General features: G+C 66.3%; 25 protein-coding genes and 1 pseudogene. 15 read left to right on the top strand and 11 right to left on the bottom strand.

All coding sequences use genetic code 11. From position 1 onward, the window contains the following. Nucleotides 1-65 precede the first annotated feature (65 nt). Nucleotides 66-1,790 carry an NAD-dependent malic enzyme gene (locus AKJ09_RS13930; RefSeq protein ID WP_146647692.1) on the bottom strand — a complete coding sequence of 575 codons (1,725 nt, stop codon included), beginning with the start codon at nucleotides 1,788-1,790 and terminating at the stop codon, nucleotides 66-68. Nucleotides 1,791-2,216: 426 nt separating this feature from the next. Between AKJ09_RS13930 and AKJ09_RS13925 the strand changes: the two genes are divergently transcribed. Beyond that, nucleotides 2,217-2,426, top strand: a complete 210-nt coding sequence (locus AKJ09_RS13925; RefSeq protein ID WP_146647691.1) for a hypothetical protein — start codon at nucleotides 2,217-2,219, stop codon at nucleotides 2,424-2,426. A 10-nt stretch (nucleotides 2,427-2,436) separates the two neighbouring features. Here the strand turns inward: AKJ09_RS13925 and AKJ09_RS13920 are convergent, their stop codons facing one another. Together AKJ09_RS13920 and AKJ09_RS13915 are read right to left on the bottom strand one after the other, a co-directional pair. Next, nucleotides 2,437-3,138, bottom strand: a complete 702-nt coding sequence (locus AKJ09_RS13920) for an SGNH/GDSL hydrolase family protein (RefSeq protein WP_146647690.1) — start codon at nucleotides 3,136-3,138, stop codon at nucleotides 2,437-2,439. Nucleotides 3,139-3,191: 53 nt separating this feature from the next. Further along, complete coding sequence (locus tag AKJ09_RS13915; protein ID WP_146647689.1) at nucleotides 3,192-3,455, bottom strand: hypothetical protein; 264 nt, start codon at nucleotides 3,453-3,455, stop codon at nucleotides 3,192-3,194. Between the two features lie 196 nt (nucleotides 3,456-3,651). Between AKJ09_RS13915 and AKJ09_RS13910 the strand changes: the two genes are divergently transcribed. After that, complete coding sequence (locus AKJ09_RS13910) at nucleotides 3,652-4,134, top strand: GreA/GreB family elongation factor (protein WP_146647688.1); 483 nt, start codon at nucleotides 3,652-3,654, stop codon at nucleotides 4,132-4,134. Nucleotides 4,135-4,347: 213 nt separating this feature from the next. On the opposite strand, the gene AKJ09_RS13905 is transcribed toward AKJ09_RS13910, so the two are convergent. Next, nucleotides 4,348-4,659, bottom strand: coding sequence for a DUF3634 family protein (locus tag AKJ09_RS13905; RefSeq protein ID WP_169927526.1), 312 nt, complete (start codon nucleotides 4,657-4,659; stop codon nucleotides 4,348-4,350). A gap of 109 nt (nucleotides 4,660-4,768) precedes the next feature. Between AKJ09_RS13905 and AKJ09_RS13900 the strand changes: the two genes are divergently transcribed. From AKJ09_RS13900 to AKJ09_RS13885, 5 genes and pseudogenes are all read left to right on the top strand, one after another. After that, on the top strand, nucleotides 4,769-6,043 hold the full coding sequence (locus tag AKJ09_RS13900) for a GDSL-type esterase/lipase family protein (protein ID WP_169927525.1): 1,275 nt from the start codon (nucleotides 4,769-4,771) through the stop codon (nucleotides 6,041-6,043). Nucleotides 6,044-6,046: 3 nt separating this feature from the next. Beyond that, nucleotides 6,047-6,511, top strand: a pseudogene (locus AKJ09_RS56100) (hypothetical protein); the annotation flags it as partial. A gap of 277 nt (nucleotides 6,512-6,788) precedes the next feature. Further along, nucleotides 6,789-7,007, top strand: coding sequence for a hypothetical protein (locus tag AKJ09_RS54805; RefSeq protein ID WP_240488472.1), 219 nt, complete (start codon nucleotides 6,789-6,791; stop codon nucleotides 7,005-7,007). Nucleotides 7,008-7,085: 78 nt separating this feature from the next. Further along, entirely contained in the window at nucleotides 7,086-7,391 is a 306-nt protein-coding gene (locus AKJ09_RS54800; RefSeq protein ID WP_146647684.1) for a hypothetical protein, read from the top strand. A gap of 134 nt (nucleotides 7,392-7,525) precedes the next feature. Further along, nucleotides 7,526-8,263 carry an HAD family hydrolase gene (locus AKJ09_RS13885; protein ID WP_146647683.1) on the top strand — a complete coding sequence of 246 codons (738 nt, stop codon included), beginning with the start codon at nucleotides 7,526-7,528 and terminating at the stop codon, nucleotides 8,261-8,263. A gap of 11 nt (nucleotides 8,264-8,274) precedes the next feature. Here the strand turns inward: AKJ09_RS13885 and AKJ09_RS13880 are convergent, their stop codons facing one another. From AKJ09_RS13880 to AKJ09_RS13870, 3 genes are all read right to left on the bottom strand, one after another. Next, the gene (locus AKJ09_RS13880; RefSeq protein ID WP_240488471.1) at nucleotides 8,275-8,835 is read right to left on the bottom strand and encodes an LEA/WHy family protein; all 561 of its coding nucleotides are present in this window, start codon (nucleotides 8,833-8,835) and stop codon (nucleotides 8,275-8,277) included. A 44-nt stretch (nucleotides 8,836-8,879) separates the two neighbouring features. Beyond that, nucleotides 8,880-10,379 carry a type IV pilus twitching motility protein PilT gene (locus AKJ09_RS13875; protein WP_146647682.1) on the bottom strand — a complete coding sequence of 500 codons (1,500 nt, stop codon included), beginning with the start codon at nucleotides 10,377-10,379 and terminating at the stop codon, nucleotides 8,880-8,882. Nucleotides 10,380-10,449: 70 nt separating this feature from the next. After that, a complete protein-coding gene (locus AKJ09_RS13870; RefSeq protein ID WP_146647681.1) occupies nucleotides 10,450-10,803 on the bottom strand; it encodes a hypothetical protein in 354 nt (117 codons plus the stop codon). A gap of 275 nt (nucleotides 10,804-11,078) precedes the next feature. Here AKJ09_RS13870 and AKJ09_RS13865 point away from each other — a divergent pair, with 275 nt between their 5' ends. Both AKJ09_RS13865 and AKJ09_RS13860 read left to right on the top strand, forming a co-directional pair. Continuing rightward, nucleotides 11,079-11,618, top strand: coding sequence for a hypothetical protein (locus AKJ09_RS13865; protein ID WP_146647680.1), 540 nt, complete (start codon nucleotides 11,079-11,081; stop codon nucleotides 11,616-11,618). A gap of 64 nt (nucleotides 11,619-11,682) precedes the next feature. Further along, nucleotides 11,683-12,051, top strand: a complete 369-nt coding sequence (locus tag AKJ09_RS13860; RefSeq protein WP_146647679.1) for a hypothetical protein — start codon at nucleotides 11,683-11,685, stop codon at nucleotides 12,049-12,051. Here AKJ09_RS13860 and AKJ09_RS13855 read toward each other — a convergent pair. Both AKJ09_RS13855 and AKJ09_RS13850 read right to left on the bottom strand, forming a co-directional pair. Further along, the gene (locus AKJ09_RS13855; RefSeq protein ID WP_146647678.1) at nucleotides 12,035-15,487 is read right to left on the bottom strand and encodes an alpha-amylase family protein; all 3,453 of its coding nucleotides are present in this window, start codon (nucleotides 15,485-15,487) and stop codon (nucleotides 12,035-12,037) included. The genes AKJ09_RS13860 and AKJ09_RS13855 overlap by 17 nt on opposite strands. 80 nt (nucleotides 15,488-15,567) lie before the next feature. Continuing rightward, nucleotides 15,568-15,975 carry an MTH938/NDUFAF3 family protein gene (locus AKJ09_RS13850; protein ID WP_205633703.1) on the bottom strand — a complete coding sequence of 136 codons (408 nt, stop codon included), beginning with the start codon at nucleotides 15,973-15,975 and terminating at the stop codon, nucleotides 15,568-15,570. A 540-nt stretch (nucleotides 15,976-16,515) separates the two neighbouring features. Between AKJ09_RS13850 and AKJ09_RS13845 the strand changes: the two genes are divergently transcribed. The 4 genes from AKJ09_RS13845 to AKJ09_RS13830 all read left to right on the top strand — a co-directional run bounded on the left by AKJ09_RS13845 (nucleotide 16,516) and on the right by AKJ09_RS13830 (nucleotide 20,029). Continuing rightward, a complete protein-coding gene (locus tag AKJ09_RS13845) occupies nucleotides 16,516-17,928 on the top strand; it encodes a serine/threonine-protein kinase (RefSeq protein WP_169927523.1) in 1,413 nt (470 codons plus the stop codon). After that, entirely contained in the window at nucleotides 17,925-19,001 is a 1,077-nt protein-coding gene (locus AKJ09_RS13840) for a hypothetical protein (protein ID WP_146647676.1), read from the top strand. The genes AKJ09_RS13845 and AKJ09_RS13840 overlap by 4 nt, the downstream gene beginning before the upstream one ends. A 69-nt stretch (nucleotides 19,002-19,070) precedes the next feature. Next, nucleotides 19,071-19,730 carry a sigma-70 family RNA polymerase sigma factor gene (locus AKJ09_RS13835; protein WP_146647675.1) on the top strand — a complete coding sequence of 220 codons (660 nt, stop codon included), beginning with the start codon at nucleotides 19,071-19,073 and terminating at the stop codon, nucleotides 19,728-19,730. Beyond that, nucleotides 19,727-20,029 carry a hypothetical protein gene (locus AKJ09_RS13830; RefSeq protein WP_146647674.1) on the top strand — a complete coding sequence of 101 codons (303 nt, stop codon included), beginning with the start codon at nucleotides 19,727-19,729 and terminating at the stop codon, nucleotides 20,027-20,029. Before AKJ09_RS13835 ends, AKJ09_RS13830 begins: the two co-directional genes overlap by 4 nt. Before the next feature lie 213 nt (nucleotides 20,030-20,242). On the opposite strand, the gene AKJ09_RS13825 is transcribed toward AKJ09_RS13830, so the two are convergent. Continuing rightward, nucleotides 20,243-20,971 carry a Stp1/IreP family PP2C-type Ser/Thr phosphatase gene (locus AKJ09_RS13825; RefSeq protein WP_146647673.1) on the bottom strand — a complete coding sequence of 243 codons (729 nt, stop codon included), beginning with the start codon at nucleotides 20,969-20,971 and terminating at the stop codon, nucleotides 20,243-20,245. 160 nt (nucleotides 20,972-21,131) lie between these two features. Then, nucleotides 21,132-22,244, bottom strand: coding sequence for a PDZ domain-containing protein (locus AKJ09_RS13820; RefSeq protein WP_146647672.1), 1,113 nt, complete (start codon nucleotides 22,242-22,244; stop codon nucleotides 21,132-21,134). 213 nt (nucleotides 22,245-22,457) lie between these two features. Between AKJ09_RS13820 and AKJ09_RS13815 the strand changes: the two genes are divergently transcribed. Both AKJ09_RS13815 and argH read left to right on the top strand, forming a co-directional pair. Further along, nucleotides 22,458-22,742 carry a hypothetical protein gene (locus AKJ09_RS13815; protein ID WP_146647671.1) on the top strand — a complete coding sequence of 95 codons (285 nt, stop codon included), beginning with the start codon at nucleotides 22,458-22,460 and terminating at the stop codon, nucleotides 22,740-22,742. A gap of 91 nt (nucleotides 22,743-22,833) precedes the next feature. Next, nucleotides 22,834-24,315 (top strand): argininosuccinate lyase, encoded by a 1,482-nt coding sequence (gene argH / locus AKJ09_RS13810; RefSeq protein WP_146647670.1) that lies wholly within the window; start codon nucleotides 22,834-22,836, stop codon nucleotides 24,313-24,315. Nucleotides 24,316-24,331: the final 16 nt, after the last annotated feature.

Genomic DNA, 24,331 nt, shown 5'->3' with positions numbered 1-24,331 from the left:
GGCTTTCGCTCATTTGCGCTCGGGCTCGCGAAGCATCGCGCCTCGCGAGCCACGATCGCTCGGTCTCAGGCCTTCTTGAAGGGCAGATAGCGCGCGTTCCATGCCTTCGCGCGAACGTACGCGGCCGCCTTCTCCGGCGTCACCTTCGTGTTCCTCGCCACGCCGTCGGCGAAGGCCTTCTTCACGACGCGCGTAGCGACCTCGAGGCTCACGGCGCGCAGCGACGACACGGGCGGGTAGAGGAGCCCCTCCTTGCCGTGATGTTCACGCGTGTAGTCCGCAAGCGTGTAAGCCGCTTCGAGCACCATGCCGTCGGTGATCGACGAGGCGTTCGCCAGAATGGCGCCGAAGCCGAGGCCCGGGAAGATGAAGGCGTTGTTGCCCTGACCGATCGGCACGTCGCGATCGCCCACGCGCACGGGCGCAAACGGGCTTCCCGTCGCGACGAGCGCGCGACCATCGGTCCACGCGAGGATGTCGACGGGCTGCGCCTCGCACGAGCTCGTCGGGTTGGAGAGCGCGAACACGACGGGCCGTTCCACGTGAGGCAAGAGCGCCTTCACGACGGGTTCGGTGAAGGTTCCAGGCTGCCCGGAGAGACCGAGGAGGACCGTGGCCTTCGACGCGCGGATCGTGTTGAGGAGGTCCCAGTTGGTGACGTCCTTCGCGTCGAACGCGGCGAGCCTCTCGTGCGTCTGCGCGAGCGGCTTCTTGTAGTCCTCCATGTTGCGGCCTTCGACGAGCAGGCCCTTGGAGTCGAGAACGAGAACGCGGGCGCGCGCCTGTTCTTCCGTGAGTCCCTCGCGCTTCATGCCTTCGCGAATGGCGAGCGCCACACCCGCGCCACCGGCTCCGGCGCCGTAGACGATGACCATCTCGTCCGACAGCTTCCGCTTCTGCGTCGCGCACGCCGTAACGAGACCCGCGAGCGCCACGGCGCCGGTTCCCTGGATGTCGTCGTTGAACGACGGCAGCTGGTTCCGGTAGCGGTCGAGGACCGCGAACGCCGTGTCTTTCGAGAGGTCCTCCCACTGCAAGATGGCGCGCGGCCAGCGCTCGCGAATGGCGGCGACGACCTTGTCCATGAACGCGAGATACGACTCACCCTTGAGGCGCTCCTCACGGACGCCGAGGTACGCCGGGTTGTCGCGCAGGTCTTTGCGATCCGTGCCGACGTCGAGCCCGATCGGCAGCGAGCGGTAAGGGCTCACGCCTCCCGCGACCGTGTAGAGCGCGAGTTTGCCGATGGCGATGGCCACGCCGCCGTAGCCCTGGTCGCCGATGCCGAGGATGGCCGACGAGTCCGTCGCGACGATCATGCGCACGTCGTCGAGCAGGCAGTTGGTCGCCGCCGTCTTGGCGCGGTCGATGTTCTGTGACGAGAGCGAGAGACCGCGCGCACTCTGGTAGAGCGCGTGGAACTTCTGCACCGCTTCGCCGACCGTCGGCGTGTAGACGATGGGGAGCATCTCTTCCAGGTGCCGCTCGAGCAGTGCGTAGAAGAGGAGCTCGTTTCGCTCCTGGAGCGAGCGCAGGTAGACGTACTTCGCGATCGGCGTCACTTCGCGCGTGAAGTTCGTATAGACGCGCGTGAGCTGCTCTTCGAGCGTTGCCACGTGGGGCGGAAGCAAGCCGTCGAGCCCGAGGGCGATACGCTCTTCTTCCGTGAAGGCGGTGCCCTTGTTCGTCAGCGCCGTGCGAAGCAATGCAACGCCGTCGGCATGCACCTTCATGTGCTCGATGCCGCCAGCGTCACGAACGAGTTCGAAATAGCGAGAGAGACGCGCCATGGGCCGGGCAGACTCGCACCGGGCCGCGCTTCGTCCAAGTGAAACGTGGGCTCGTTCGAGCTCGAGCTCGAGGGCTGCGGCGCGTATGTCACGGCGTGTTTCTCGTCGTGGCGCGTCATCGGCAACGCGCCGCTCGCTCCTCGGCTTCGAGGCCGTCGCGGGCCATGGATCAATCGCGGATCACCTTCGCGGACCGGGGCACCCGCGGGTCAACGGAGCGATCCAGCCCTCCGTCGTCATCGTGGAAACGGCCGGACCGCCGCCAAGCGAGATCGAGGATTTACGGGCTCTTCGTGACGTCAGCGCGCGGTGTCCCGCCTCGGCTCGGAACCTGCAAGTTGTCCTTTTGCCATGTCAAAGGCAACCAGCACCCGACATCGGAGCACGACGCGTAGGAGCCGTCCCTGGTCCGCCCAGCTGGCCACGATGGCTGCGCAGCGTCGGACCGGCGATGAGCTCGTGGAGCTGCTCATCGAAGCGGGATTCGGCGACAAGCCGAAGATGACGATCGTCGTGAAGCGACCTCGCAAGGCCGTACCCAAGCGCGAGCGTTCGAGCGATCCACTCGAATGGCGTGACGCGGACAAGTACGCCTACCTGCAAGAAGACTTCGCGGGGATGCTGATCGCCGTCTGAGGCGTGCGCTCTAACCGCCACCCGGCGGCGTCTTGTCCGCGAATGTCCAGAACGCCTCGGCCCACTTCTTTGCGGCCGGCTGCGTCGGGTGAATCTTGTCGGACTGGCGCGCGAGCACGAGATCGAACGAGTCGTAGAACGTGCATGGTGCAACGTTCTCGCGAAGCATCTTGCGCATGCCCTTCTCGGGTTGCTCGAGCGGGATGGGGCCCACCCAATAGCAAGCGCGATTGCCCGTCTGCGAGACGATCTCCTTCACGTCCGGCAAGTACGCGCTCGGCGTCGGGACGGTGAGGTTGTTCGTGCCGAGCTGCACGATGACGAGATCGGGATCTTTCTCGCGCACGAGCTTTTCGATGTAGCGCTCCTTCGCGAAGCTACGCAGGCCCGCCGCGGTGAACGTGTGCGATTCGTAGCGAACGCCGGCGGCCTTGAACATACGACTCAGCTCGAGCTGCATGCCGAGCGTGTAGCCCACGGTCGAATCGCCGATGTGGAGCACGAACTTCGCCGTCTTCAACGTTGGCGGCGGTGCGCTCGGTGCGGCGGGGAGACTTCCCGTGTCGGCGGCAGGACTCGGCGCAGGGGGCGGCAGCGGCGGCGGCGCTTCGACGCGTTTGCGCGGAGGCTCGTCGGCACTCGCGTGATGACAGGCGACGAAGGCGAGGGAGAGAGTGAGGCAGGTGACGATGCGTCCGGGCTCGATCCGCACGCGATCATCGTCGCCCGAGACGAGGCTCCTGGGCGAGTGCTTGGCGCATGCGCTCAGTTGGTTGCTGCGTGGATGGACCCGCGCGGGATCTCGTTACGGTTCGGCTGTTCGAGGTTGTGCGCCGTCTCCGGACGGGACGGACGCTCGGCGGCGTCGCCACGGAACGCGAACTCCGTCTCCTCGGCCGGGTACCAGGTCGAGTCGTGCCTTGCGCTCGCCACGGCCGTGCTCGCTGCGGGCGTCGCCGACGCTCCGCAGCCGGTGGACGCGCAGAGGGCAACGATCATGAGGGAGGAGGCGACGACCGATCGAAACATGGGAGAGACTCCTTGAAGGGTTCGCAGAAGTGCGTTGCTGGCGGAAAGTTGCAGTGTTGGTGCCAGCTGCTCCCACCTCGAACGACCGCGGAATCACATGTATTCGCTCTCGTCGTAAAGATCCGTTGAGCCAAGAACGAGGATCTTCCGATCCACCCTTGCTCACCGACCCGGGTGATCGAGTATCGGGAGCGTCATGGTCGACAAACGCGCCCTTCTCGCCGATCTCCGTGCCCGCATTACGGCCGAGGTTGCCTCCATGACCAAGATCGCCAAGGACGCGGCGGCGGCGGCGACGCACGAGGAAAACAAGCCCGAGAACGACAAGGACATGCGTTCCACGGAGGCCTCGTACATCGCGCGCGGGCAGGCCGAACGCGTCCGGACGTTGGAGCACGCGGCTGCCGTCCTCGGGTCGATGGAGGCCCGTGACTTCGCCGACGGGGAAGCCATCCAGGCCTCGGCCCTCGTCGACGTCGCGTTCAAAGGCGCTCGGACCCGCTACCTCGTCGTCCCTGTCGCCGGCGGAATGACAGTCAAAGCCGACGAGGAGGAGATCCACACGCTGGCCACCACGAGCCCGCTCGGAAAAGCGCTCCTTGGCCTCTCGGAGGGCGACGAGGCGGAGGTCGAAACCCCCCAAGGCGTGAAGACCTACGTGATCCTCCGCGTGTGCTGAAAATCCCCGAATCGCGTAAGACTATCGAGCCGTTACCCACTTGTCAGGAGCGCGTCGACAACGCCTGACAAGCGAATGCTTGACCTTTGCTTCGTTTGGCAGCAGTAAGGGCCGCGAAATGCTGGACCGCATCCTCATCGCCCTCTCTCGCCGCATGCGCAAATCGCGGAAGCTGCGCCTCCCGGCGCTGGTTCTCGCGGGCTGCTGATCGCCTCAGAGTCGCGACCCGCCCCGTCCTGGCTGGGTCGCGAATGCGTTGCGCAGTCGCTGAAGCGTTCCCTCGTCGATCGACGATGATCCGAGGATGCGCGCTTGACCGTCCTGCTTGACCGCGCGAATGGTTCCTCGTTCGACGTGACGTGTGATGCTTCGCACGTCTCCGAGGAACGACGGCGGGACCTTGCCGCGTGCGACGCGCACCTTGCCGCGTTCCACCTCGACGCGGAAGATCTCGTTGTCGCGGCGCACGAGCCATAGAAAGCCGGCGAGAACGCCGAAGAGCCCGAGCACGTAGAACGCTTCCAAGCGATCTCTCCGTATCACCGCGCGGCGCGAACGGCGACCTCGCATGCGCCGCACGATCTCCGGCCGCCTCGATGCTGGCTCACGCCATGCGTTGTGTCCTTGCGGGGGCATGAAACTCAAGCAGTTCCAGGGCATTCATGGCGTGCTCGCGATTGCGTCTCTGGCGTCGGTGTTCTCCGCGGCCAACTGCAGCGCGGGAGGCACCGGTGACGGCGAAGTGGGGGGCCCGGGCATTTCGGACCCAGGCAACGACGGTCGTGACGGGAGCGCGTCGCCGGGCACGAACGCCCCGTCGCCCAACCAACCGAACGCGGACCACGATCCCGGACCGCCGGCCGTGCGGTTCGTTGGTCGCTTCGACACGCGAGATCCGTCAGGTCCTTCGTGCGCGTGGCCGGGTGGCCGCATTCTGGCGAACTTCGATGGTACCGAGGTCTCCGTCACGCTGAACGAGCTCGTCGACAGCTGGATGCAAGGCGGACCGAGCGAATGGGATCTCGCCATCGACGGCGAGTGGAAGCCCAAGCTCGTGCTCGCGACGGGAAAACAGACGTACAAGCTCGCCACCGCTCTCCCCCCGGGGACCCATCGCGTCGAGCTCTTCAAGCGAAGCGAAGCGCAGAACGGCGTGACGCAGTTTCTCGGCTTCGACTTCGGCGCCGGCAAATTGCTTCCTCCTCCGCTCTCGGCAGGGCGACGGATCGAGATCGTCGGTGACTCGACGCCCGCGGGTTACGGCATCGATGGCGCTTCAATCGGTCCCAACTGCCCGCCGCCGAGCTGGGCGGCACATTGGGAGAACTTCCATGAATCGTTCAGCGCGCACCTCGGCGACATCTTCGCGGCCGAAGTCGTGGGAACGGCCTACTCGGGCAAGGGCCTCGTCAAGAACGTCAACCGACCCGACACCATGACGGTGCCGCGGATCTTCCAGCTGACGAACCCGCTCGACCCGACGAGTACGTTCGACTTCGGATCCTGGACGCCCGACCTCGTGATCATCATGGCCGGCTCGAACGACTACGCCATCGGCGAACCGGTCGACGACGGGCCGCCGCCCTTCGACGAGTTCATCGCCGCTTTGCGAGGCCTCGTGGCGGACATTCGCTCGCACTACCCCAATGCCTACGTGCTCTACGCCATCTCACCGTCGGTGACGGACGACGATCCGCCCGGACGCGGGAGTCGAACGAACCTGACGACGGCGATGACGATGCTCGCCGACGACAGCGCGAAGAACGGTGACGCGCGATTCATGACGGCCTCGCCGCCGATCGCCACGCCGGACGAAGTCACCGGATGCAACGGTCACGGCACGCCTGCGTTCCACGACCGCGTGGCTCGTCAGCTTGCGGAGGTCATCTCCGCCAAAATGGGGTGGTGAACGATGCGCCCGCTTGGACTTCGCTTCGTCTTCGTCCCTTCGTTGGTAGGTCTCGTCGTCGGGTGTTCGAGTGGGGATACGCCGTTAGCAGGTGCGCGTGAGCCGTCGCCATCCGCGCCTGAGATACCTGCGCCCAGCGAGACAACACCGACGCCGAGTCCGACGGACGCAGGACACGCCCCCACCGACGAAGAGCTCGACACACCGGTCCAAGACCTTACGAAACCGGCCGTTCAGTTCATCGGTCGTTTCGACACGTCCGACCCCGCCGGCCATGCGTGTGGATGGCCAGGTTGCAGGATCGTCGCGAACTTCGAGGGCACCGAGGTGTCCGCCTCGTTCAACGAGAAGGTCGATGAATGGATGATCGGCGGCCCCAGCGAATGGGACGTGATCATCGACGGCAATCTCCTACCCAAGCTCGTGCTCGGGTACGGCACGCAGAAGGACGTGCTCGCGACGAATCCGCCCTCCGGGCTGCACACCGTCGAGCTGTACAAGCGGAGCGAAGCGCAGGCGGACCCTGTCGACACGAAGAGTACGTACGTACTCTCGTCGTTCATTCCGAAGGTCATCGTTTCCATGATCGGTGGGCTCGACTTTGCAGTCGGACTCCCCAACGACGACGGGCCCGAGCCGGTCTCGGACTTTGCGTCGGCCTACAGCGAGTTCGTGGCCACATTGCGGAAGAATTACCCGCATGCGGAAATTCTCTGCGTCGTGTCGCCGTCCGCGGTCGACGTCGATGCCGAACATCCGATCCGCGACGATCTCGTGCAGGGGAGTCACGGCCGCGGTAAAGGACCGGAACGCGAAGGGAGACCCACACGTCAGCCTCGTCGTGCCGCCCATCGCGACGTCCGACGAGTTGACCGGATGCGAGGGTCACGGCAACCCGGCGTTTCACCAGCGTCTCGCGAATCAGCTCGCCGACGTCGTGCGATCGAAGACCGGTTGGGAGTGAAGACACCTCCGATGAACTCCGCGGCGGACCGGAAAGACACTCGACCGCGCTGGTATGCGCGATGCACCGCTCGAGGTCATGGCGACCCGCATGACCACGCTGCTCGACGACGATGCGCCGTACGTCAGGTTCACTCGGGCACCCCATGCCCTGCCGTCTTCGTCGCGCGGAACACTCGGGCGATCGACACGCCCGGGCGCGCTTTCCTCGGTCATGTTGCGGGTGGCAGTGACTGCGGCGATCTGGGTAGGACTCGCTCTGTTCACCGCCGCGCTGACGTGTCCGATGACACTGGCGGCTCACCTCGCGCTGCTCTTCGTCGGTGGTCACCTTGCGGCTATCGGGACGGCGTGGACGTTATCGATGAACGACTCCCCCTTCTGAAGTGCCTCACGCGAGGCGGCGCGCCTCGTGAGGACCGTCACTTCGGGAAGGGCACGCGAGGTGTGGGGGTTCACCCTCGTGAAACGCATACCGAAGGCACGTCGACTGCAACGGCGATGTGGGGAAGGTGAGCCATGGCGCGGATTCGAGCCGTCCTGTTCGACATCGACGGAACCCTCCTCGATAGCAACGATGCCCATGCGCACGCGTGGCTCGATGCCCTGCGGGGCCATGGGAAAAATGTCCCGTTCGAGCACGTGCGATCGAGGATCGGAATGGGCTCCGAGAGGATATTGCGCGAGCTCGTCGACATGGACGCGCGCTCGACCGAGGGGAGAGCTCTCACGGAGCGGCGCTCCGCCGTCTTCAAGGCTCACTACCTCCCCGACCTCGGGCCACTGCCCGGCGCACGGGTGCTCGTTGACCGCGTTCGTTCGCGGGGACTCTCGTGTGTGGCGGTGACCTCTGCGTCGTCGGCGGACCTTGCAGACCTGCTGCGCGTGGCAGCGGTTGCCGATCTCATGGACATGGTGGTGACCAGCGATGACCTCGACCCGAACGGCTCTGTAGGGCTCGTCGAGCTGGCACTCGAACGTGTCGGGGCGGACGCTTCCGAGACCATCTTCGTGGGGGATACGCCCTACGACATAGCCGCAGCGAGGCGCGCGAGCGTCGGTGCCATCGCCCTCCGATCAGGGGGCTGGAAAGACGCAGACCTCGCGGACGCCATCGCCATCTACGACGGTCCGGCCGAGCTCGCGTCACGTCTCGACGACTCGCCGATCGCACAGGGGATCGGCGAGGACATGGTCGGCGGCGCACGCTTCGGTGGCCTGCGCGGCCGAAGAACGGCCATGCGCGGCGGTATGTGAACCGAACGCGCTCAGTGCGCGGGCGCGGTCAGCCCAGGAATCGCCGGAAGCGATTTCAGCGCGGCGCCAATGGCCTGATCGCGGGTGATCGTTCCCGGCACGCTGAAGGGAACGTTGACGTTCAGGCTCTCTCCACCGATCGCGACCGTGCCTTCGATGACGTAAGGGATGGGGCCGCTGGCTTGCGCGATCGCGCCGAGCGCCTGGAGATCCGACCACGGCATGGTGAGCGGCACGTCGATCATCGTCGGCGTGTTGGGCGGCAGCGTGATTGGCTTCGCGATGGTCACCGTGCCCAGCGACCATTTACCGTCGAGCGTGGCCTTGCCCGTGACCGACTGCGCGGAGAGCGTGACGCGGTTGGGGTTCGTCGCTTCCATTTTGACGAGCACGTTGAGCCCTGCAGCGCCGACCGCCGTCACTTGAGCCTCTTTGGGCAGCAGCGTGGGCGGTTCGGGCTTCGAACACGCGCCGAGTCCCAAGCTCACGAAGAGCGCGGCTGGCGGCACCACGGAGCCGCGCACGAGAGCCGGAAGAAGGCGGAGCATTCCGGTCGAGGTTCGTCGTGTCATCACGCCACGACACTACCACCGACCCGAGGCGGGCATTCCCGCTTCTACTTGTTCAGGTACATCGTGAGCGCCGCCAGATCGTTCGCGGCGGCGCGGGCGTGTTCGATGCGCACCTCTCCGGCGAGTACGCGATCGGCCAGGCTTCGCTCGAGCGTGATCATTCCTTCGCGCCGGCCCGATTGAAGCACGCTCGTGAGCTGCGCCGTCTTCGCTTCGCGAACGAGGCTCGCGGCCGCGTGATTCATCCGCAGCACTTCGACGGCAGGAATGCGCCCAGCGCCGCGAGCGCGGGGCAGGAGACGTTGGGCGACGACGGCGCGAAGCGAGTCGGCGAGCTGCGTGCGGATCTGCGATTGGCGTTCGGCCGGATAGGAATCCACGATGCGCTCGACCGCCGAGGCCGCGCCGCCGGAGTGAAGCGTGGCGAAGACGAGGTGTCCGGTTTCGGCAGCCGTGAGCGCCAGCGCGATGGTTTCGGGATCGCGCATCTCTCCCACCACGAGAACGTCGGGATCTTCGCGAAGCGCGTCGCGAAGGCCCGTGGCGAAGTCGTGGACGTCGCGCCCGACCTGGCGTTGGCGAACGATGGATGCCGACCCGCCGGCCAGCACGTACTCGATGGGATCTTCGAGGGTCACGAGGACGATCGACCGTCGCTGCAGGGCCGAGTGCGCGAGTGCGGCCAGCGTGGTCGACTTTCCCGACCCCGTTGCTCCGCAGACGATGACCAGGCCGTGAGGAATGTCGACGAGGTCGTCGAGCGGCACGGGGAAATCAAGGCTCGCGAGCGAGGACGGCGTGCGGGCGAAGAAGCGAATGGCCGCAGCGTTGCCCGTAGCCGCGCGATAGAGGTGGACGCGTGCGCGCGCATTCCAGTCGACTTCGGCGGAGAGCTCGACGGACTGGCCCTTGGCGAGGATGGCCCTGACGGAGGGATCGAGGTGGAGCGTGGCGACGACGTCGTCGACGACCTCACCTTCGAGACGCGTGAGGCGCCCGTCAATACGCAGCACCGCCGCGTCGCTGTCGACGAGGTGCAGGTCCGTCGCGCGCGAGGCAATGGCTTGCTGAACCAGTGGCAGATTCTGGAGGCTCAACGAGAAGGCGGGACGCGGCGCTTCAACGACGCTCGCCTGCGGTCCGGACGATGGTGAGGGAGCTTCGAACGAATCCGGCGGGCCTGGCTCCTCGCGTTCGACGCGTTCGATGCGTTCGGGGCGCGCTACGGGCACATGGCTCGAGGTTCGTAGGAACACGGCGTCGAAGCCCCCGCTTGGCCTTGCCGTCAGCGAGACGTGGAACGCGGCTCCCGCGTTCGTCTCGTACGGAACCTCGATACGGCCACGTTCGCCGAGCTGTCGCTCGCGGTCGGTGGAGAGAATGTCACCGAGGAGCGCGCGGAGCGTTTCCTCGTTCGTCTCCGGCATGTGGAAGCGCCGGGCGCTGCCGTGCGCGAGCATCTTGGGCTCACGATCGGTACCGAGGCGGAGCTCGTTGGCGCCCTGCTGCACGACGATGGCGAGCAGGCTGTCGATCCTGGCCATGAACTGGTTCCTCGACCTGCCGCGACGTGCAAGCCGCGTGAAGTATTCCTCGCTCTGCGAAGAGCGACGATTACTTCCAGGCGCCGAAGGTGCCGCTTCGACGATGCGAGCTCGACACGTCGTTCGTGGTCGTGCGCTTCGGCTCGAGATCGTCGTCTGTCGGGTTCACGATCTCATGACGGAGATCACGCCCGGCGACCGGCTTCGCGGATTCGGCGCGCTGCGACTTGCCAACGCGGGGCGCAGGGCGCGTTCCGGTCGTGGTCTCGACCGAGGTGCCCGCCGAGGTCAGGTTCGTCTGCTGGGCCGGCGTCGCACAACCCGTGGTCGAAACCGCAAGGGCGGCGAACGCGAACGCGAACGCGAGCTCGAAGCCCACGAACGTGGTCTTGCCCCGCGAAAAGCGCTTGCCCTCGAGCTTCATGGACCGCCCTCCTAGCACTGCGACGAACGGGTGCAACAGCTGTTCCGTCGGTGCGGGACCAAGGAAGCACGAACAGGGCCGGAACCCGGAAAAATTGGCGTGAAAAGGTGGGTAGGAAGGCCTACCGGGGCCGTGCCAAACCGCTACGGCCCGCGTTCTTGCCCCCATGTAGATGAGCTGAATTCCATGAGCATTTTCGGGCGGCTCGGGTCCGGCGGCGGTGCGGCACGACGCTCGCTACTGCGACGGAGGTAGCCGTTTGCGAGGAGGAGGCCATGAAGCCCATCGTTGGAATCTCCGGGATCACCGCGGCGACGACCCTCATGGTCGCGCTCGCTGGATGCGCCCACGATCCGAGCAAGGATCTCAGGACTGCCGAGAACGATCTGACGAGCGCGCAGGTCAAAGCGCGCGAGAACGTCAACGCGATCGACGCCAACTATGCCGACACACGCGCCAAGGCGGTCTCCGAAGGGCGGACGAACGTTTCGGACGCGGAGAAGAAGCTGGCGGACGCGAACGCGAAGCTCGACACGGATCGAAAGAACCTCACTGCTTCGTCGAAGAGCTCGCTCGATCAGCTCGACTCGCAGGCATCGAACCTCAAGATGAAGGCGGACACGCTGCCCCCCGCGAAGAAGAACCAGTTCGACGCGCTCTGGGATCAGTACACCGGGATGAGAGGCCAGGTGCAGGATCAGATCAGCGGGCTCTCGGCCGTTCCGAACGACAGCTGGACGTCTGCCTCCAAGGGCCTGACGAACAACCTGAATTCGCTCAGCGGCACCGTCGGCAAGCTCGGCAAGCTGTTCTGAGCCGGATCGATCGGGAGGACGCACGACGCTTCGTCGACGAGCCCGCCTGGGCTAGAAGCGTCGTGTGTCCCATCCTCATCGCCTCTCGAGAACATGGCTCGGTCGTGCGCTTGCGCTCACCCTCGTCGTCGGTTCCGTGCCCGCGTGGGCTCACGACTCGATCGACGAGCCCTGCAGCGTCGTTCGCAAGTGCTCGTCGACGGGCCTCGATTGCGCGAGCACCGATCGCTCGTGCATGGACGACGCGGTGACACGCGGCCTGCAGGTCGTCTGCGAACGACCCGACGAGGTGTCGACGAAGCGCTTCGTGTACTGCCCCGAGGGGCAGGGGGGGCGCGACTCGCGTTACGTCTGGGTGCTCTTGGTCATGGCGTTGTCGCTGGCGTTCGGTGGAAGCGCCATTGCCTACGCCGTGCTCAAGAAGAAGGCGTGAGCGGCCTTTCCTTCGCGCTGCTCGGCGGCGTTTCGAGGCGCGGCGTGTCGAGCTCTTTCTCGATGCGCGCCGTTCGATAGCCTTCGCGCTCGGCGAGGCGAGTGACGTCTTCGTACTGCCGTCGCGCCAGCGCCAGACTCGCGCGCCCGTCGAGCACCTCGCGTTCGGCGAGGACGTTCGCGAGCGCCTCGAAACGCTCCTTCGAGAGCCACGAGACGCCGTTCGCCTCGTGCACGCCGAGGAACGTGCGGCCGCGCGCCTCGGAGAGCGATGCCCGCATGGCTTCGCGAAGCGGCACTTCCGGCAACGCCGTCGCGAGAAGGACGAGCGCAATGTGCTGGTGAGCTTCGTAGTCGTCCGAGCCGATGGCCGCGAGAAGCGGAAGCGAGAGCTCCCAGCCATCGAGGATTCCCGGCCGCGCGCCCGGCTCGTTCTCGAGCTGTGTGACCTGCGCAACGAGGTCGACCACGGCCTCGAGCTCGACCCAGCGCAGGTGGAGCGCGCCGTCGAGCTTCGTCGGCGGAACTTCGCCATCCGCCGCAGGAGAGGCGGTGAGGTGGAATGAGTCCGGCGCCTCCGCATCGGGGTGGAGCTGGCGCAGGATGGTGGTGAATCGCGTGCGTGCCTTCGCGAGGGCCGCGGTCGCGTCCACCTTCGTATCGCGCATCCACGCGAGGCCGTCGGCAACGTGCTGGAGTCGCTCATCGAGTGCCGCGAGCGCTTCTTTCGTGGGCTCGCGCGTCTTCGCGTCCCACCCGGCGAGCAGATAATCGACGTGCCCGCGACCGAGCGCCTGGCGCAGGGGCTGATGAACGGGCCTGAAGCGCAGGGCGACCAGCGCGCGCTCGAGCGATGGAACGCCTTGCCCGCCGAGCTCTTCGGCGAGGCGATCCCACGGGCGCTCGGCGGTGACGTGCTCCGTCCGGAAATCCGTGAGCACGTGGTACTTGAACGCGCCGAGCTCCCAGTAGAAGCCGCCTTCGAGGTCGCTTGCGCGCCTCAGGTATTCGAGGTTCTTCGCGGCGTCGCGGAAGAGAACCCATGCGCCGCTCTGGCCGGCTACGCCAATGGCTTCGAGCACGTCGCGCGAGAGCATGCTGCCGTCTTCGCGCTTCGAGCCAACGCTCCAGCGAATGCGACCGCGCGTGTCCTTGAACTTGTTGTTGTAGAGAACGAGCGCGCGCTCCGATCCCCAACCGTTCGAGTACGCGTACACGTCTTCGTCGACGCCGCCGTCGGTCAAGAAGTCGTAGAGCGCGAAGTCATCGACGCCACTGAAGAGATATCGCTTCTTGAGGAGCGGGAAGATCTCGCGCTCGTGGCGCTCGACGAAGCCATGGTTGGGCTTCTCGTCCCACTTCGCACGGCGATATTCCATGCCGTATTTTTCGTGGAATCCTTCGACCTGCCCGTGGCCGAACATGGGGAGGCCCGGCATGGTGCTCATGAGCACGCACACGCCGAAGTACTTGTCGTCGCCGCCGAACTGGAGCGCTGCGGTCTCCTCGTCCGGGTTGTTCATGAAGTTGACGAAGCGCTTGAGGATCTGAGGCTCGAAGTCGAGGACGTTCTTGATCGTCTCTCGATACTTCTGGTTCTCCTCGCGCTTCAGCATGTTCATGAACGCGGAGTTGTAGACGCGGTGCATGCCGAGGCTTCGGACGAAGTAACCCTCCATCATCCAGAAGGCTTCGGCGAGAAGCAGCGTGTCGGGCGCGCGCTGCGCGACGGTGTCGACGACTTCGCGCCAGAACTCGACGGGGATCTTTCGATCGAACTCGTCCTGCGTCATCGCGTAGTCGGAGCGCGACGGAATCGCTCCGCCGCTTCCGGGCAGCGGGAACCAGAGACGCTGGAAGTGCCGCTTGGCGAGCGTCATCGCCGCGTCGAAGCGGATGATCGGGAACATCCGTGCAACATGCAGGATGGTCTCGATGACCGCCTGGCGGACCTCGGCCTTCGTGTAATCGAGCTGCGCCGTGTCGTTCCACGGCATGCTCGTGCCGTCGTTGCCGTGGTAGATGAAGCGGTCGTGACCGGTGTGCCGGTCGTGACGACGGAACACGACGGCGGCGTCGGTCTTCGACCAGTAGCCCTCTTCGATGAACACGCCCACGCGCCCGTCGTCGCTGAGGTCCGGGCCGCCGAAGCGGTAGCTAGGGAAGGGCGGGTGGTCGGTCTGGATGAACCAGTCGGGGTGGTTGACGATCCAATCGGCGTCGATGCCGACGTGGTTCGGCACCATGTCTGCGGCGAGACGGATGCCGCGCTGCCAGGCGCGATGACGGAGGTTCTCGTAGGCCTGATGACCGCCGAGCTCCCACGCGATGTCGTAGGACTTCAGCGAGTAGGCGGAGGCGACGGCGTCTTGGTCGCCGCGCATTTGCTTGATCTTCTTCGACGCGGAGCTGCGCTCGAAGAGGCCGATGAGCCAGAGTCCCGAGAAGCCGCGTGACGCGAGCATGTCGAGCTCTTCGTCGGGGATCTGATCGAGACGATGGATCTCGCGCCCGTACTGCTTCGAGAGCTGGTCGAGCCAGACGTAGACCGTCTTGGCCATGAGCACGACGCGCGGCATCCAGTCGAGGTCCTGGCTGAAGCGCTTCGGCTCGACCTCGGTGCGGTTGAACCGCATGGCGTCGAGGAGCGGCGAGCCCGGGCCGGGGCCGCCGCGATAGAAGTACTTGCCCTCTTCGTTGAGGAAGTCGCGCGCCCAAAGCACGCGGCGCCAAATCGGAAGCTGATCGAGGCCGAGGCTCTGGCCCCACTCGTCTTCGATGAACTTGAGCTGATCGAGGATCGACTTCGGGGCCTTGCGGCTCGGCTCGAGCAACAAATCGATGAGGCTCTGCCGGCGCGGGCCGAACGGCTCTTCGTGCGCGAAGAAATGACGCGCCTCGCCCACCATCGCCTGGTAGCTCGGACCGAGATCGTAGTCGGTCACGATCGGACGCACGGGCTCGTAGGCGGGATTCTGGTTGGTGAGCCAGAGGAGGATCACCTCCTCGGCGTAGGTGTCTTCTGCGCCTCGGCCGTCGCGCGCCAAGAGCTTCTGGGGCGTCTCGTCGCCCTCGCCTTGGGATTGCTTGTAGATCGCAGGCGTTGGGAAGGTCTCGAGGAAGCGGATGAGGGTGCGGCGCGCGCCGCCCTCGAGCTGGCTGTCGAGCCGCTCGAGCAAGCGCTCGAAGCTGCGCGGATTGCGCTGACGATAGAGCTCGATGACGACGTGGAAGATCTCGTGCACGAGCGCCATCGCCGCGAGCTCGGCGGGGCGAAGCATATCGTCTCCCGAGCGTGCGTCGAGGTCGTTCACCCGATCGGCGAAGACGCGGGCGGCGGCGGTGTCACGGAACGTGACGTCGCCTCGAGCGGTGAAGAACGCATCGTCGAATCGCGTGGGAAAGTACGCGTCACGAGCTGTCTTCCGAGCGTGCATAGCGCACCTTTACCTGGAGCACGTCCGGGCCAAAAGGACGACGACGAAAAATCGTCTGCGTCACGTAAAACGAGTGGCGATCAGCAAGTGACGTGCAAGATGGCATTCGTCGAGGGACCGGCCTTTTCGAGCTCGTCGATCGCACGTGGCGTGGGCATCATCACGAGCTCGACGCCTCGGCGATGGGCTTCCCGTTTGACTTCGACCATGACGGGAAGCGCGCCGTAAGCTCCGGTGCCCACGATGAGACGTTCACAGTCCCAAGGGATGTCCTCATCCATGGAGAGGGGCGTGTGCCCGAACCAGTCCCTGTATCGCTTCGAGGGTCTCTTCTTGCGCTTCCGTACACGACCTGCGCTCACGACGACGTCGTGCTCGTAGGTTCGGCCGCCGAGGACGAGCGACCCGAACGCGAAACCTGCGCGATGCTTCTTTCGCGTTGGCCGCTTCGGCATGCGGACGGAAGGGCTTTCGACGTGCGTGCTCATCGCGCGTTGGAGAGCAAGGGCGATACCGAATCGCATCGGCGCCGGGATCGAGCGGGGCCGCGTGAGCCCTTTTCGTCGGGGACGAGCTCGCGCGTTCCAAGCGCCAGACCTTACGCCGCCGTCAGCAACCGAGGCGCATGCACGCGCCACGAGGATCTCGTCGCGGCATCGAGTCCCGCTCGTTGGCCCAGGACCTAGGCGAGTGCCAAAACCGACCGGACGAGGAGGACGCGCACGGATGGGGCCGGCGGCACGACGGAAGGCTTTCCCCGACACGCGGCGGGCCTCGCCCACATGGCCACGCCCACCTGGCTGGTGAAGTTGCCAGTCGTCTGTGAGGGCGCGCTCTGCCGCTCCAACGCTCAGGAGGGGAAAGGTAGGGGGGCCGGGGCCGGGGCCGGGGGCCGCCGAGGGAGGGCGAAGAAGATCCTTCCGTTTCGACGCGTGCGAGTTACCGGTCGTGTGAGGAGAGCGCGTATACTTTTTCGTGGGAGGCCCGCGCTCCCATCGCGGCTCTCGGAGAACCGGAGTTCCATTCGCGTGAGCACTTACGCCATGCCCAAAGTCGGCGACGTGATCGCCGGCAAGTACCGCCTCGACAAGGTCGCGGGCGAAGGCGGCATGGGTGTGGTCTACGCGGCGACCCATCTCGTGCTCAAGCAGACGGTCGCGGTGAAGGTGCTCTTGCCTTCCGCTGCGACCTCCGAAGCGGTCGTCGAACGGTTCGCTCGCGAGGCGCAGGCGGCGGCACGCATCCAGAGCGAGCACGTTGCACGCGTCATGGACGCAGGCTCGCTCGCGAGCGGCGCACCGTTCCTCGTAATGGAGTTCCTCGACGGCTGTGACCTCGAAGAGCTTCTCCAACTGCAAGGCAAGCTTCCTCTCGCCGACGTCGCCGATTACCTCCTGCAGGCGCTCGAGGCCCTCGCGCATGCGCACGCCGTCGGCATCGTCCATCGCGACCTCAAGCCCGCGAACCTCTTTCTCGCGTGCCGTCCCGATGGCAGCAATGCCATCAAGATGCTCGACTTCGGCATCTCGAAGGCGATGACGTCGAGGCCCGAAGACAAGGTTCTCACCGGTCAGGCCGTACTCGGGTCGCCGGTGTACATGTCCCCTGAGCAGCTTCGCAATGCGAAGGAGATCGATTCGCGCGCCGACCTCTGGTCACTCGGCGTCGTGACCTACGAGCTCCTCTCCGGCGCGCCGCCGTTCGACGGCGACGGCGTGGGCGAGATCTTCGCTGCCATTCTCGAGAAGGATCCCACACCGCTCCACGAGCTCGTGCCGAGCGTGCCGAAGGAGTTCTCGGACATCGTCGCGAAGTGCCTCGAGCGCAAGGTCGAAGATCGTTGGCCGTCGGCCGCCGAGCTCGCGAGCGCGGTGGCGAAGTTCGGAACGGGCGCTCACGCGGACGTCGTGTCGAGCTGCGCGCAAGTGCTGACCCGTTCGAAGATGCTCCATCAGCACACGCCGGCGGAAGTGCGCCGCGTGGCCGATGCCATCGCGGCCGCCGCCGAGCGCGCTCGAAGTACCAGCCTCGGAACCGAGCCGCTGCTGCTCGCGAATCGCAAGCCGGAATCCGCTACGGTCAAAGACGGCCTTCGCACGCGTGCGCTCGGAGCGGCCTGGCGCATGCCGTCCGTCCGTTGGATGGGGATCGCCGCCGCCCTGATGGTCGTCATCGGTGCGTTCGCGATCTTCTTCGCGGTGCGTGTGACGCGCGACACAACGGCGGCGCCGCAGACCACGATGGTTTCTGCGGCGGAAGGGGCGACGCCTCAAGACCCCTCCTCGGACGAGGGAGAGGGGGCGTCGGGGCAGGGAGACGGGAATGCTCCCATGCTGATGGACTTGCCGGAGACGCCGGGCCAGAAAGGAACGGCGCAACGATCCCGCGGCGGGAAGGGGCAACGGCCGCAACGACCGAAGTTCTTGAACACCCGCGAATGACCGAACGACCTTCCCTCGCGCGCTGGCTCGCCGGCGCGACTTTCGCTGCTGCTGTCTTCGTCACCGTCCACGCGGAGGCCGCTCCTCGCTCGTCGTCCGGCAAAGCCGCTCCAACGCCCGCGCCTCCGCCTGCACCATCGGCCCCTGCGCTTCCGACGTCGTCTTCGAGCACGTCACCCGCGCGTCCGATGTCGAACGAGATGCGCGCGGAGACGCTCTTCCGTAGTGGCGAGAAGAAGTTCGACTCGGGCCAGTACGTCGAAGCGTGCAACGACTTCGGAGAGAGCCTGCGCTTCGGTCCCAAGCTCGGAACGCTGCTGAACCTCGCCTTCTGTCACGAGGTCATGGGGCGCAGCGCAACGGCGTGGCGCGAGTTCCAGTACGCCGCCGCGTGGGCTGCGCAAAATGGTCAGAAGGATCGCCACGAATTCGCGATGAACCACGTGCAGGCGCTCGAGACGAAGCTCCCGCGCGTGGCGCTGCAGCTGCCGACGGATCGAGCGATCGCGTCGGTGGAGGTCGACGGCGAGCCGGTGCCCGAGTCACGCTGGTACCTGCCGCTCTATCTCGATCCCGGCGAGCACGCGGTTGCCATCTCGGTCCCCGGTAAGAAGCGCGGGACGGTCTCCTTCCGCGTCGTCGATTCGCCCACCGAGCAGCTCGTCATGGTGCCCGCGCCGGCCGACGACATTCCCGACCCGCCGGCGAGGCCCGTGACGAACGAGAACCCCGATCCCTTCCGCACCCGGCGCGTCGCGGGTTACGTCACGCTCGGCGCGGGCGTGGTCGGTCTCGCCGTGGGAGCCACCTTCGGGATCATGGCTCTCTCGAAGCTCTCCGATGTCGACGCCCACTGCGCCGGGCAGGCGTGCGATGCGGCCGCCGGCGATCTCTCGCGTGACGCGCATCGCGACGGGACGATCTCGACCGTGTCGTTCGTCCTCGGTGCGGCGGCAGCCGCCGTCGGAGGTTACATCGTGCTGACGAGTGGGCCTCCGAAGAGCGTGGCGGCCAAACTGACCGTCCGGCCCGTCGCCGGAGGCGCTTTTGCGGGCCTCCACGCTTCTTTCTGAGGTAGAGCCCCAATCCGTTGGTGCTCGCGGAACTTTCGCTTCGAGGCCCTGTCTTGCCCGTAGAAGCCCATGCGGGCCTACGACTTTGCACTCGATGCCGAGAGTGTTGCACCATGGCCGGACGTGGCGCTCCCCGACGAGCTTGAATCGAAGCTGATCGAACGTCTCGTCGCTCGCGACGAGCGTGCGTTCACGGAGCTCGTCCAGGTTTACGGACGACGGGTCTCGTCGCTCGTCTTCCGCATGCTCGGAAACCGCGCCGAGGCTGAGGACCTCACGCAGGAGGTCTTCGTCCAGGTCTTCAAGGCCATCGGCACGTTTCGCGGCGACTCGAAGCTCTCGACCTGGATTTACCGCATCGCGGTGAACCTCTGTAAGAACCGCTCGAAGTACCTGCGCGTGCGTCACTCGTCGGAGCAAGACGAGCTCGAGGCCGTCGCCGAGCGCGTTCCTCTCGCCGAAGCGCGCGGCGCGAACGTCGCTCAGATCGAGCGGCCCGACGAGGCGATGGCAGGCCGTCAGGTCGAGCACATCGTGCAGAACGCCATCCAGAAGATCGACCCGTCGTTCCGCGAGTGCCTCATCCTTCGCGACGTCGAGGAGCTCAGCTACGAGGAGATCGAGCAGATCACGGGCCTCGCCGCTGGTACAGTGAAGAGCAGAATCTTCCGCGCACGCGCGCAGCTGAAGGAGATCGTCGAGCGCGAGCTCGGAGAGAAGATCCGATGAGCGACGAGCAGGACAGGCCGCCGACCGACGAAGAGCTCGCCGCGATGGATGACGAGAGCCCCGCGCTCACGGCGCTCCTCAAGCGCTCCTTCGCGGACGAGAAGCCTGCCCAAGAAGTCGATCGCGCGCTCGTCGCCAACGTGCAGCGCAAGCTTCGCCAGCGCTCGAAGGGGAAGTTCTACGCTGACGGCTGGAGCACGACGCAATCGCGCATCAACTACGGGCTCGTCGCCGCCGTGATGCTCGTCGCGATTGTCGCCGTGTATCTAGCCCTCGGCCCCATGGCCATTTCTCGGTGATGTGAGCTCGAGTCAGCGAGCACACTCGTCGAACAGCCCGCACAAGCTGGCCCGAGTGCCGTCGCACCCAGAACCGAAGGCTGTCTGACGCCACGAGAAGGCGGCGGGTTCTTTTCACGCGGAGCGCGAGCGCCGTCAGGCGACCCGCCGCCGCCGGAGGGGAGGCTCAAAACCGGAGGTTCTGAGGGGAACCGGAGGTTCCCTACAAGAAGCCTAGTCGTCGACCCAGCGGGCGAGGATGGCGGTGATGTTGTCGGGGCCGCCGTTCTCGTTGGCGCGCTCGATCAGCTTCGACGCGGCCAGCTTCAGATCGCCGTGCTTGGTGATGATCTCGAGCATCTCGGGATCTTCGACCGGGCCGGAGAGACCGTCGGAGCAGAGGATGTAGACGTCGTTCGCGCGAGGTGACTCGAAGCGCGTGTCGACCTTGACCGTGTCCTTCATCCCGAGCGCGCGCACGATGACGTTCTTGTGCGGGAAGTTCGCGATCTCCTCGGGCGTGAGGCGCTTCATCTTGATGTAGTCGTTGAGCAGCGAGTGGTCCTCGGTGAGCTGCTCGATCTTGCCGTCGCGAACGCGGTAGCTGCGTGAGTCGCCGACGTGGGCCACGTAGATGCCCTCTTCCACGGCGAAGAGGACGACGATGGTCGTGCCCATGCCACGCTTGCCGGCTTCGCGCTGCGCGGTCTCGTAGATGCGAAGGTTCGCGAGCTTGATGCCGGTGATGAGCCGGTTCTCCTCGTAACCCTTGGCGCGGTCCATCTTGTACGGCCACGTCCGCTCGGGATCGTGCGCCGTCGCCGCGAAGAACTCCTTGAGCGCGTCGACGGCCATCTTGCTGGCGACCTCGCCCGACGCGTGGCCTCCCATGCCGTCGGCGACGACGTAGAGGCCACTGTCCTCGATGATCGAGAAGTTGTCCTCGTTGTGCGTACGCTTCATGCCGACGTTGGTTTCGCCGGCTACCTCGATGCGGAGTCCCACGGCAGACGATGGTCCAAGGCGGCGCGCTTCCTGTCAACCGCGTTCACCGGCGGACCCCCGCGATCTCCGCCGTTTCCAGGCCCGACTTGGCCTTCTCCGGCTCGTTTGCCTCGCTCGTTCAGGGCGCCGCGCGCAGCGTGACCCCGACTTCGCGAAACTTACCTCCGCTGAACACGAGAAACTTGACCTGCTGGCCAATCCCTCGTTTCGCGATGACCTGGGCGAGCTGTTCCGGGCTCTCGACGGGTTGGCCATCGACGGCCACGATGGTGTCGGGGGCATCGCCTCCGGCCTTGAGCCCAGCCTTTTCCGCAGGGCTTCCTGGCGCGAGGCCCATCACCCGAACGCCCTTCACGTTGCCGGAATCCGTGGGCGCTCCGCCGAGGCCGAGCCAAGGAGCCGGCTGGACCGCCTCGGCGGGCGTCTTCATCAAGAAGCCACGCAGGGCGTAGACGGGCGCTCCCACGGTGACCGCCGTGCATTTCGCCTCCGCCGGTTTCGCGTCGGCAGGCGGAGCAGCGGCGCCGTTCACGCGTTTCGGCTCGCTCTCTTTGGCGCTCGGGGCCGAAGCCTCCTTGCAGGCGCGAATCGCAACACCGACGACCTTGCCATCGGTGTCGAGGACCGGCGCGCCGGGAACGGTCGGACCGCCCTTCCAATCGAGATCGAGCACGGAGCGGAGCGCATCGCCCTCGCGCGAACGCACATCGACCCGGCCTTTGTACCCGAGCGCCATCAGGCTCAACTTCCCCGACTTCGGGCCGTACGCTTTGAGCTCCGGGCCTTGCGGTTCCGCGGTCGACGGTGTCAGGCCGTCGAGCCACTTACCCGTGAGCGGGATGAGGAGGGCGAGGTCCCAGTTCTTGTCCTTGTGACCGACCTTCGCTTTGACGACGGTGCCGTCGGCGTAGCGAATCTCGGGTTGCTCCACCGCACCGAGACCCGAGAGTGAAGTGATGACCCGTCCATCCTGACCGAGGACCGTCCCGATCGCGATCGGATGTCCGCCATGCTCGACCTGCACGACACCCTTCCGGCTGGCGTCACTCGACGGCGCCCCTGCGTCGGCCGCGCTCGGCGCCTCCGGCGACTGCGCCCCCGGGAGCTTCGGCAGCTCCGGCGGGGCGGCCAGAGCCGTCTGCGCCAGGGCCGCGATGGCCGCGCAGACTGCCGCGCATCCAATCGCGAAGGGGGCGAGTTTCAGGGCTTCGGATCGGGAGGGGCGGGCCATGGATCTTCCCAAACTTAGCACTGACCGTGCCTACGGCTCGGATGGTCCCGAGGCCCCCTCGTGACGTGTTTGGGGGCGCGCCTTGACAGCGGCCGGCGGACGGTGAAAAGAGGTGCGGAAGCCATGAGCGCAAGTGACGGAAATTTGGCCCATTCCCATGCATCTCACGCGTCTGGCGGGTCTCATGGGCCACATGCGCACGGGCCGGCGCCTTTGCCGGAGCCGAAGACGCCGTTGTGGCTGACCGCCATCGGCGCCGTTCTCTTCTTCCTCGTCGGATTGTGGTGGGCGCTTTGCTCGTCGGGCCCCTCCACCGCGCCGCAGGAAAACGCGCAGAACGTCATGCCCGGCTCGGCCCTGACCGCCCCGGCGCAGGCGCAGGCTGCCCCGGGCGCACCGCCCGTTCAATCGGCACGCCCGCTCAACGCTCCGGGCGCTCGCCCCGGAATGCCGGCCGGCCTTCCTTCGGGCCTTCCGCCGGGCTTCAAGCACCCCTGAGTGTGAATCGACGGTCATAGCGCCACTGCGAACAGCGAGACGCATTCGGCGCATTCGGGGGACGGCGAACGAGACGTAAAGAGAGCCGACGATGAAAGAGCCTTCTTCCCCCGCCGTGAGTGGCGGTATTGCGCGAACCGACGCGACCGGCACGGCGGAGATGGTCCCCGAGCTTCTCGCGTGGACGACGTCGCTGTCGCACGACCGGCACCTCGTTCGTGAAGACCTGCTCGGCAGCGCCGCGCATGTCACGATGCTCCGCAAAGTCGGTCTGCTCGATGCGGACGACGCGCAGAAGCTCCGCGGCGCGCTCTTCGCGATGTTCGACGAGGCCACCAAGGGCACGCTCGTCATTCCGGACGGCGAAGAAGACGTCCACATGGCGATCGAGGCGCGCCTCACGACCGACCTCGGTCAAACGGGCAAGCGCCTCCACACGGCGCGCTCGCGAAACGACCAGGTCGCACTCGCGCTGCGTCTTCATGTCCGTGACCAGGCCGCACGCACGCTCGCCGAAACGACGAGCCTCGCTCTGGAGCTCGCCGAGCGCGCGCGCCGCGAGAAAGACGTCATCATCCCGGCGTACACGCATCGCCAGCGCGCTCAACCCGTGTCTGCCGCGTTCGTGATCTCGGCATGGGCGAACGCGCTGCTTCGCGCCGCGGACGCCCTCGCCGTCGCCATCGATCGCGCGAACCAGTCGCCGCTCGGCTGCGGCGCGTGCTCGGGTACCTCGCTCCCCATCGAGCGCGACGTCGTCGCCAAGGTCCTGCACTTCCCGGCGCTCACGGCGAATGCGCTCGACACGATCGGCGATCGCGACTTCGCGATCGACTGGACGTACGCCGGCGCACGCGTGCTCCTCTCGTTGTCGCGTCTGGCCACGGACGTGGTCGACTTCACCACGAGCGAGTTCGGCTACCTCAAGATCGGCGACGCCATCGCGGCCGGTTCGAGCATGATGCCGCAGAAGAAGAACCCCGACGTCTTCGAGCTCGTTCGCGCGAAGTCGGCACGCGGGGTCGGCAACCTCTCTGCGATGCTCACGCTCGTGAAGGGCCTGCCCACCGGCTACAACCGCGATTTCCAGGACGACCGCCAGGCCGTCCTCGACACCGGGCCTCTCGTCCGCGGCGCCGTGCGCGCCGTTCGCGCGGCGATGGTCCACCTCGCGTTCGATCCGACGACGTGCCTCGCGGCCGTCTCCGATGGCTCGACGCAGGCCACCGACGTTGCCGAGGCGCTCGTCCGCAAGGGCGTTCCCTTCCGCGAGGCGTACAAGGCGACCGGCCAGGTCGTCCACCTCGCACGCGAGCGGAAGATCGATCTCGCGAAGGTCTCTCTCGACGACGCGAAGGCGATTCATCCGTCGTTCGACGCCAGCGTTCTCGCGGTCCTCGATCCGCGCGTTGCGGTCGCCGCGAAGAAGAGCGCCGGTGGCACGGCCCCCGAGCGCGTCTCGGAGCAGATCGACGCCATCGAGTCGGCCGCGAAGACGCTCGCCGCACGCGCTGCCTCGATTCCTGCGCTCGAAGATCTGAAGCGCTCGATCGAAGCCTTCTCGATCGCCTGACGTCGTCTCCGTACGC

Source organism: Labilithrix luteola, assembly GCF_001263205.1.
In the GTDB taxonomy this organism is placed as follows: domain Bacteria; phylum Myxococcota_A; class Polyangia; order Polyangiales; family Polyangiaceae; genus Labilithrix; species Labilithrix luteola.
The sequence above is the reverse complement of the archived record's forward strand: the minus strand, read 5'-3'. Positions and strand labels throughout refer to the sequence as shown.

Coding starts and splice junctions, on each gene's coding strand:
- AKJ09_RS13930 (WP_146647692.1), bottom strand. CDS start 1,790: ATGGCGCGTCTCTCTCGCTATTTCGAACTCGTTCGTGACGCTGGCGGC.
- AKJ09_RS13925 (WP_146647691.1), top strand. CDS start 2,217: ATGGCTGCGCAGCGTCGGACCGGCGATGAGCTCGTGGAGCTGCTCATC.
- AKJ09_RS13915 (WP_146647689.1), bottom strand. CDS start 3,455: ATGTTTCGATCGGTCGTCGCCTCCTCCCTCATGATCGTTGCCCTCTGC.
- AKJ09_RS13910 (WP_146647688.1), top strand. CDS start 3,652: ATGGTCGACAAACGCGCCCTTCTCGCCGATCTCCGTGCCCGCATTACG.
- AKJ09_RS13900 (WP_169927525.1), top strand. CDS start 4,769: ATGAAACTCAAGCAGTTCCAGGGCATTCATGGCGTGCTCGCGATTGCG.
- AKJ09_RS54805 (WP_240488472.1), top strand. CDS start 6,789: ATGCCGAACATCCGATCCGCGACGATCTCGTGCAGGGGAGTCACGGCC.
- AKJ09_RS54800 (WP_146647684.1), top strand. CDS start 7,086: ATGGCGACCCGCATGACCACGCTGCTCGACGACGATGCGCCGTACGTC.
- AKJ09_RS13885 (WP_146647683.1), top strand. CDS start 7,526: ATGGCGCGGATTCGAGCCGTCCTGTTCGACATCGACGGAACCCTCCTC.
- AKJ09_RS13880 (WP_240488471.1), bottom strand. CDS start 8,835: ATGACACGACGAACCTCGACCGGAATGCTCCGCCTTCTTCCGGCTCTC.
- AKJ09_RS13875 (WP_146647682.1), bottom strand. CDS start 10,379: ATGGCCAGGATCGACAGCCTGCTCGCCATCGTCGTGCAGCAGGGCGCC.
- AKJ09_RS13870 (WP_146647681.1), bottom strand. CDS start 10,803: ATGAAGCTCGAGGGCAAGCGCTTTTCGCGGGGCAAGACCACGTTCGTG.
- AKJ09_RS13865 (WP_146647680.1), top strand. CDS start 11,079: ATGAAGCCCATCGTTGGAATCTCCGGGATCACCGCGGCGACGACCCTC.
- AKJ09_RS13855 (WP_146647678.1), bottom strand. CDS start 15,487: ATGCACGCTCGGAAGACAGCTCGTGACGCGTACTTTCCCACGCGATTC.
- AKJ09_RS13850 (WP_205633703.1), bottom strand. CDS start 15,975: ATGAGCACGCACGTCGAAAGCCCTTCCGTCCGCATGCCGAAGCGGCCA.
- AKJ09_RS13840 (WP_146647676.1), top strand. CDS start 17,925: ATGACCGAACGACCTTCCCTCGCGCGCTGGCTCGCCGGCGCGACTTTC.
- AKJ09_RS13835 (WP_146647675.1), top strand. CDS start 19,071: ATGCGGGCCTACGACTTTGCACTCGATGCCGAGAGTGTTGCACCATGG.
- AKJ09_RS13830 (WP_146647674.1), top strand. CDS start 19,727: ATGAGCGACGAGCAGGACAGGCCGCCGACCGACGAAGAGCTCGCCGCG.
- AKJ09_RS13825 (WP_146647673.1), bottom strand. CDS start 20,971: ATGAAGCGTACGCACAACGAGGACAACTTCTCGATCATCGAGGACAGT.
- AKJ09_RS13820 (WP_146647672.1), bottom strand. CDS start 22,244: ATGGCCCGCCCCTCCCGATCCGAAGCCCTGAAACTCGCCCCCTTCGCG.
- argH (WP_146647670.1), top strand. CDS start 22,834: ATGAAAGAGCCTTCTTCCCCCGCCGTGAGTGGCGGTATTGCGCGAACC.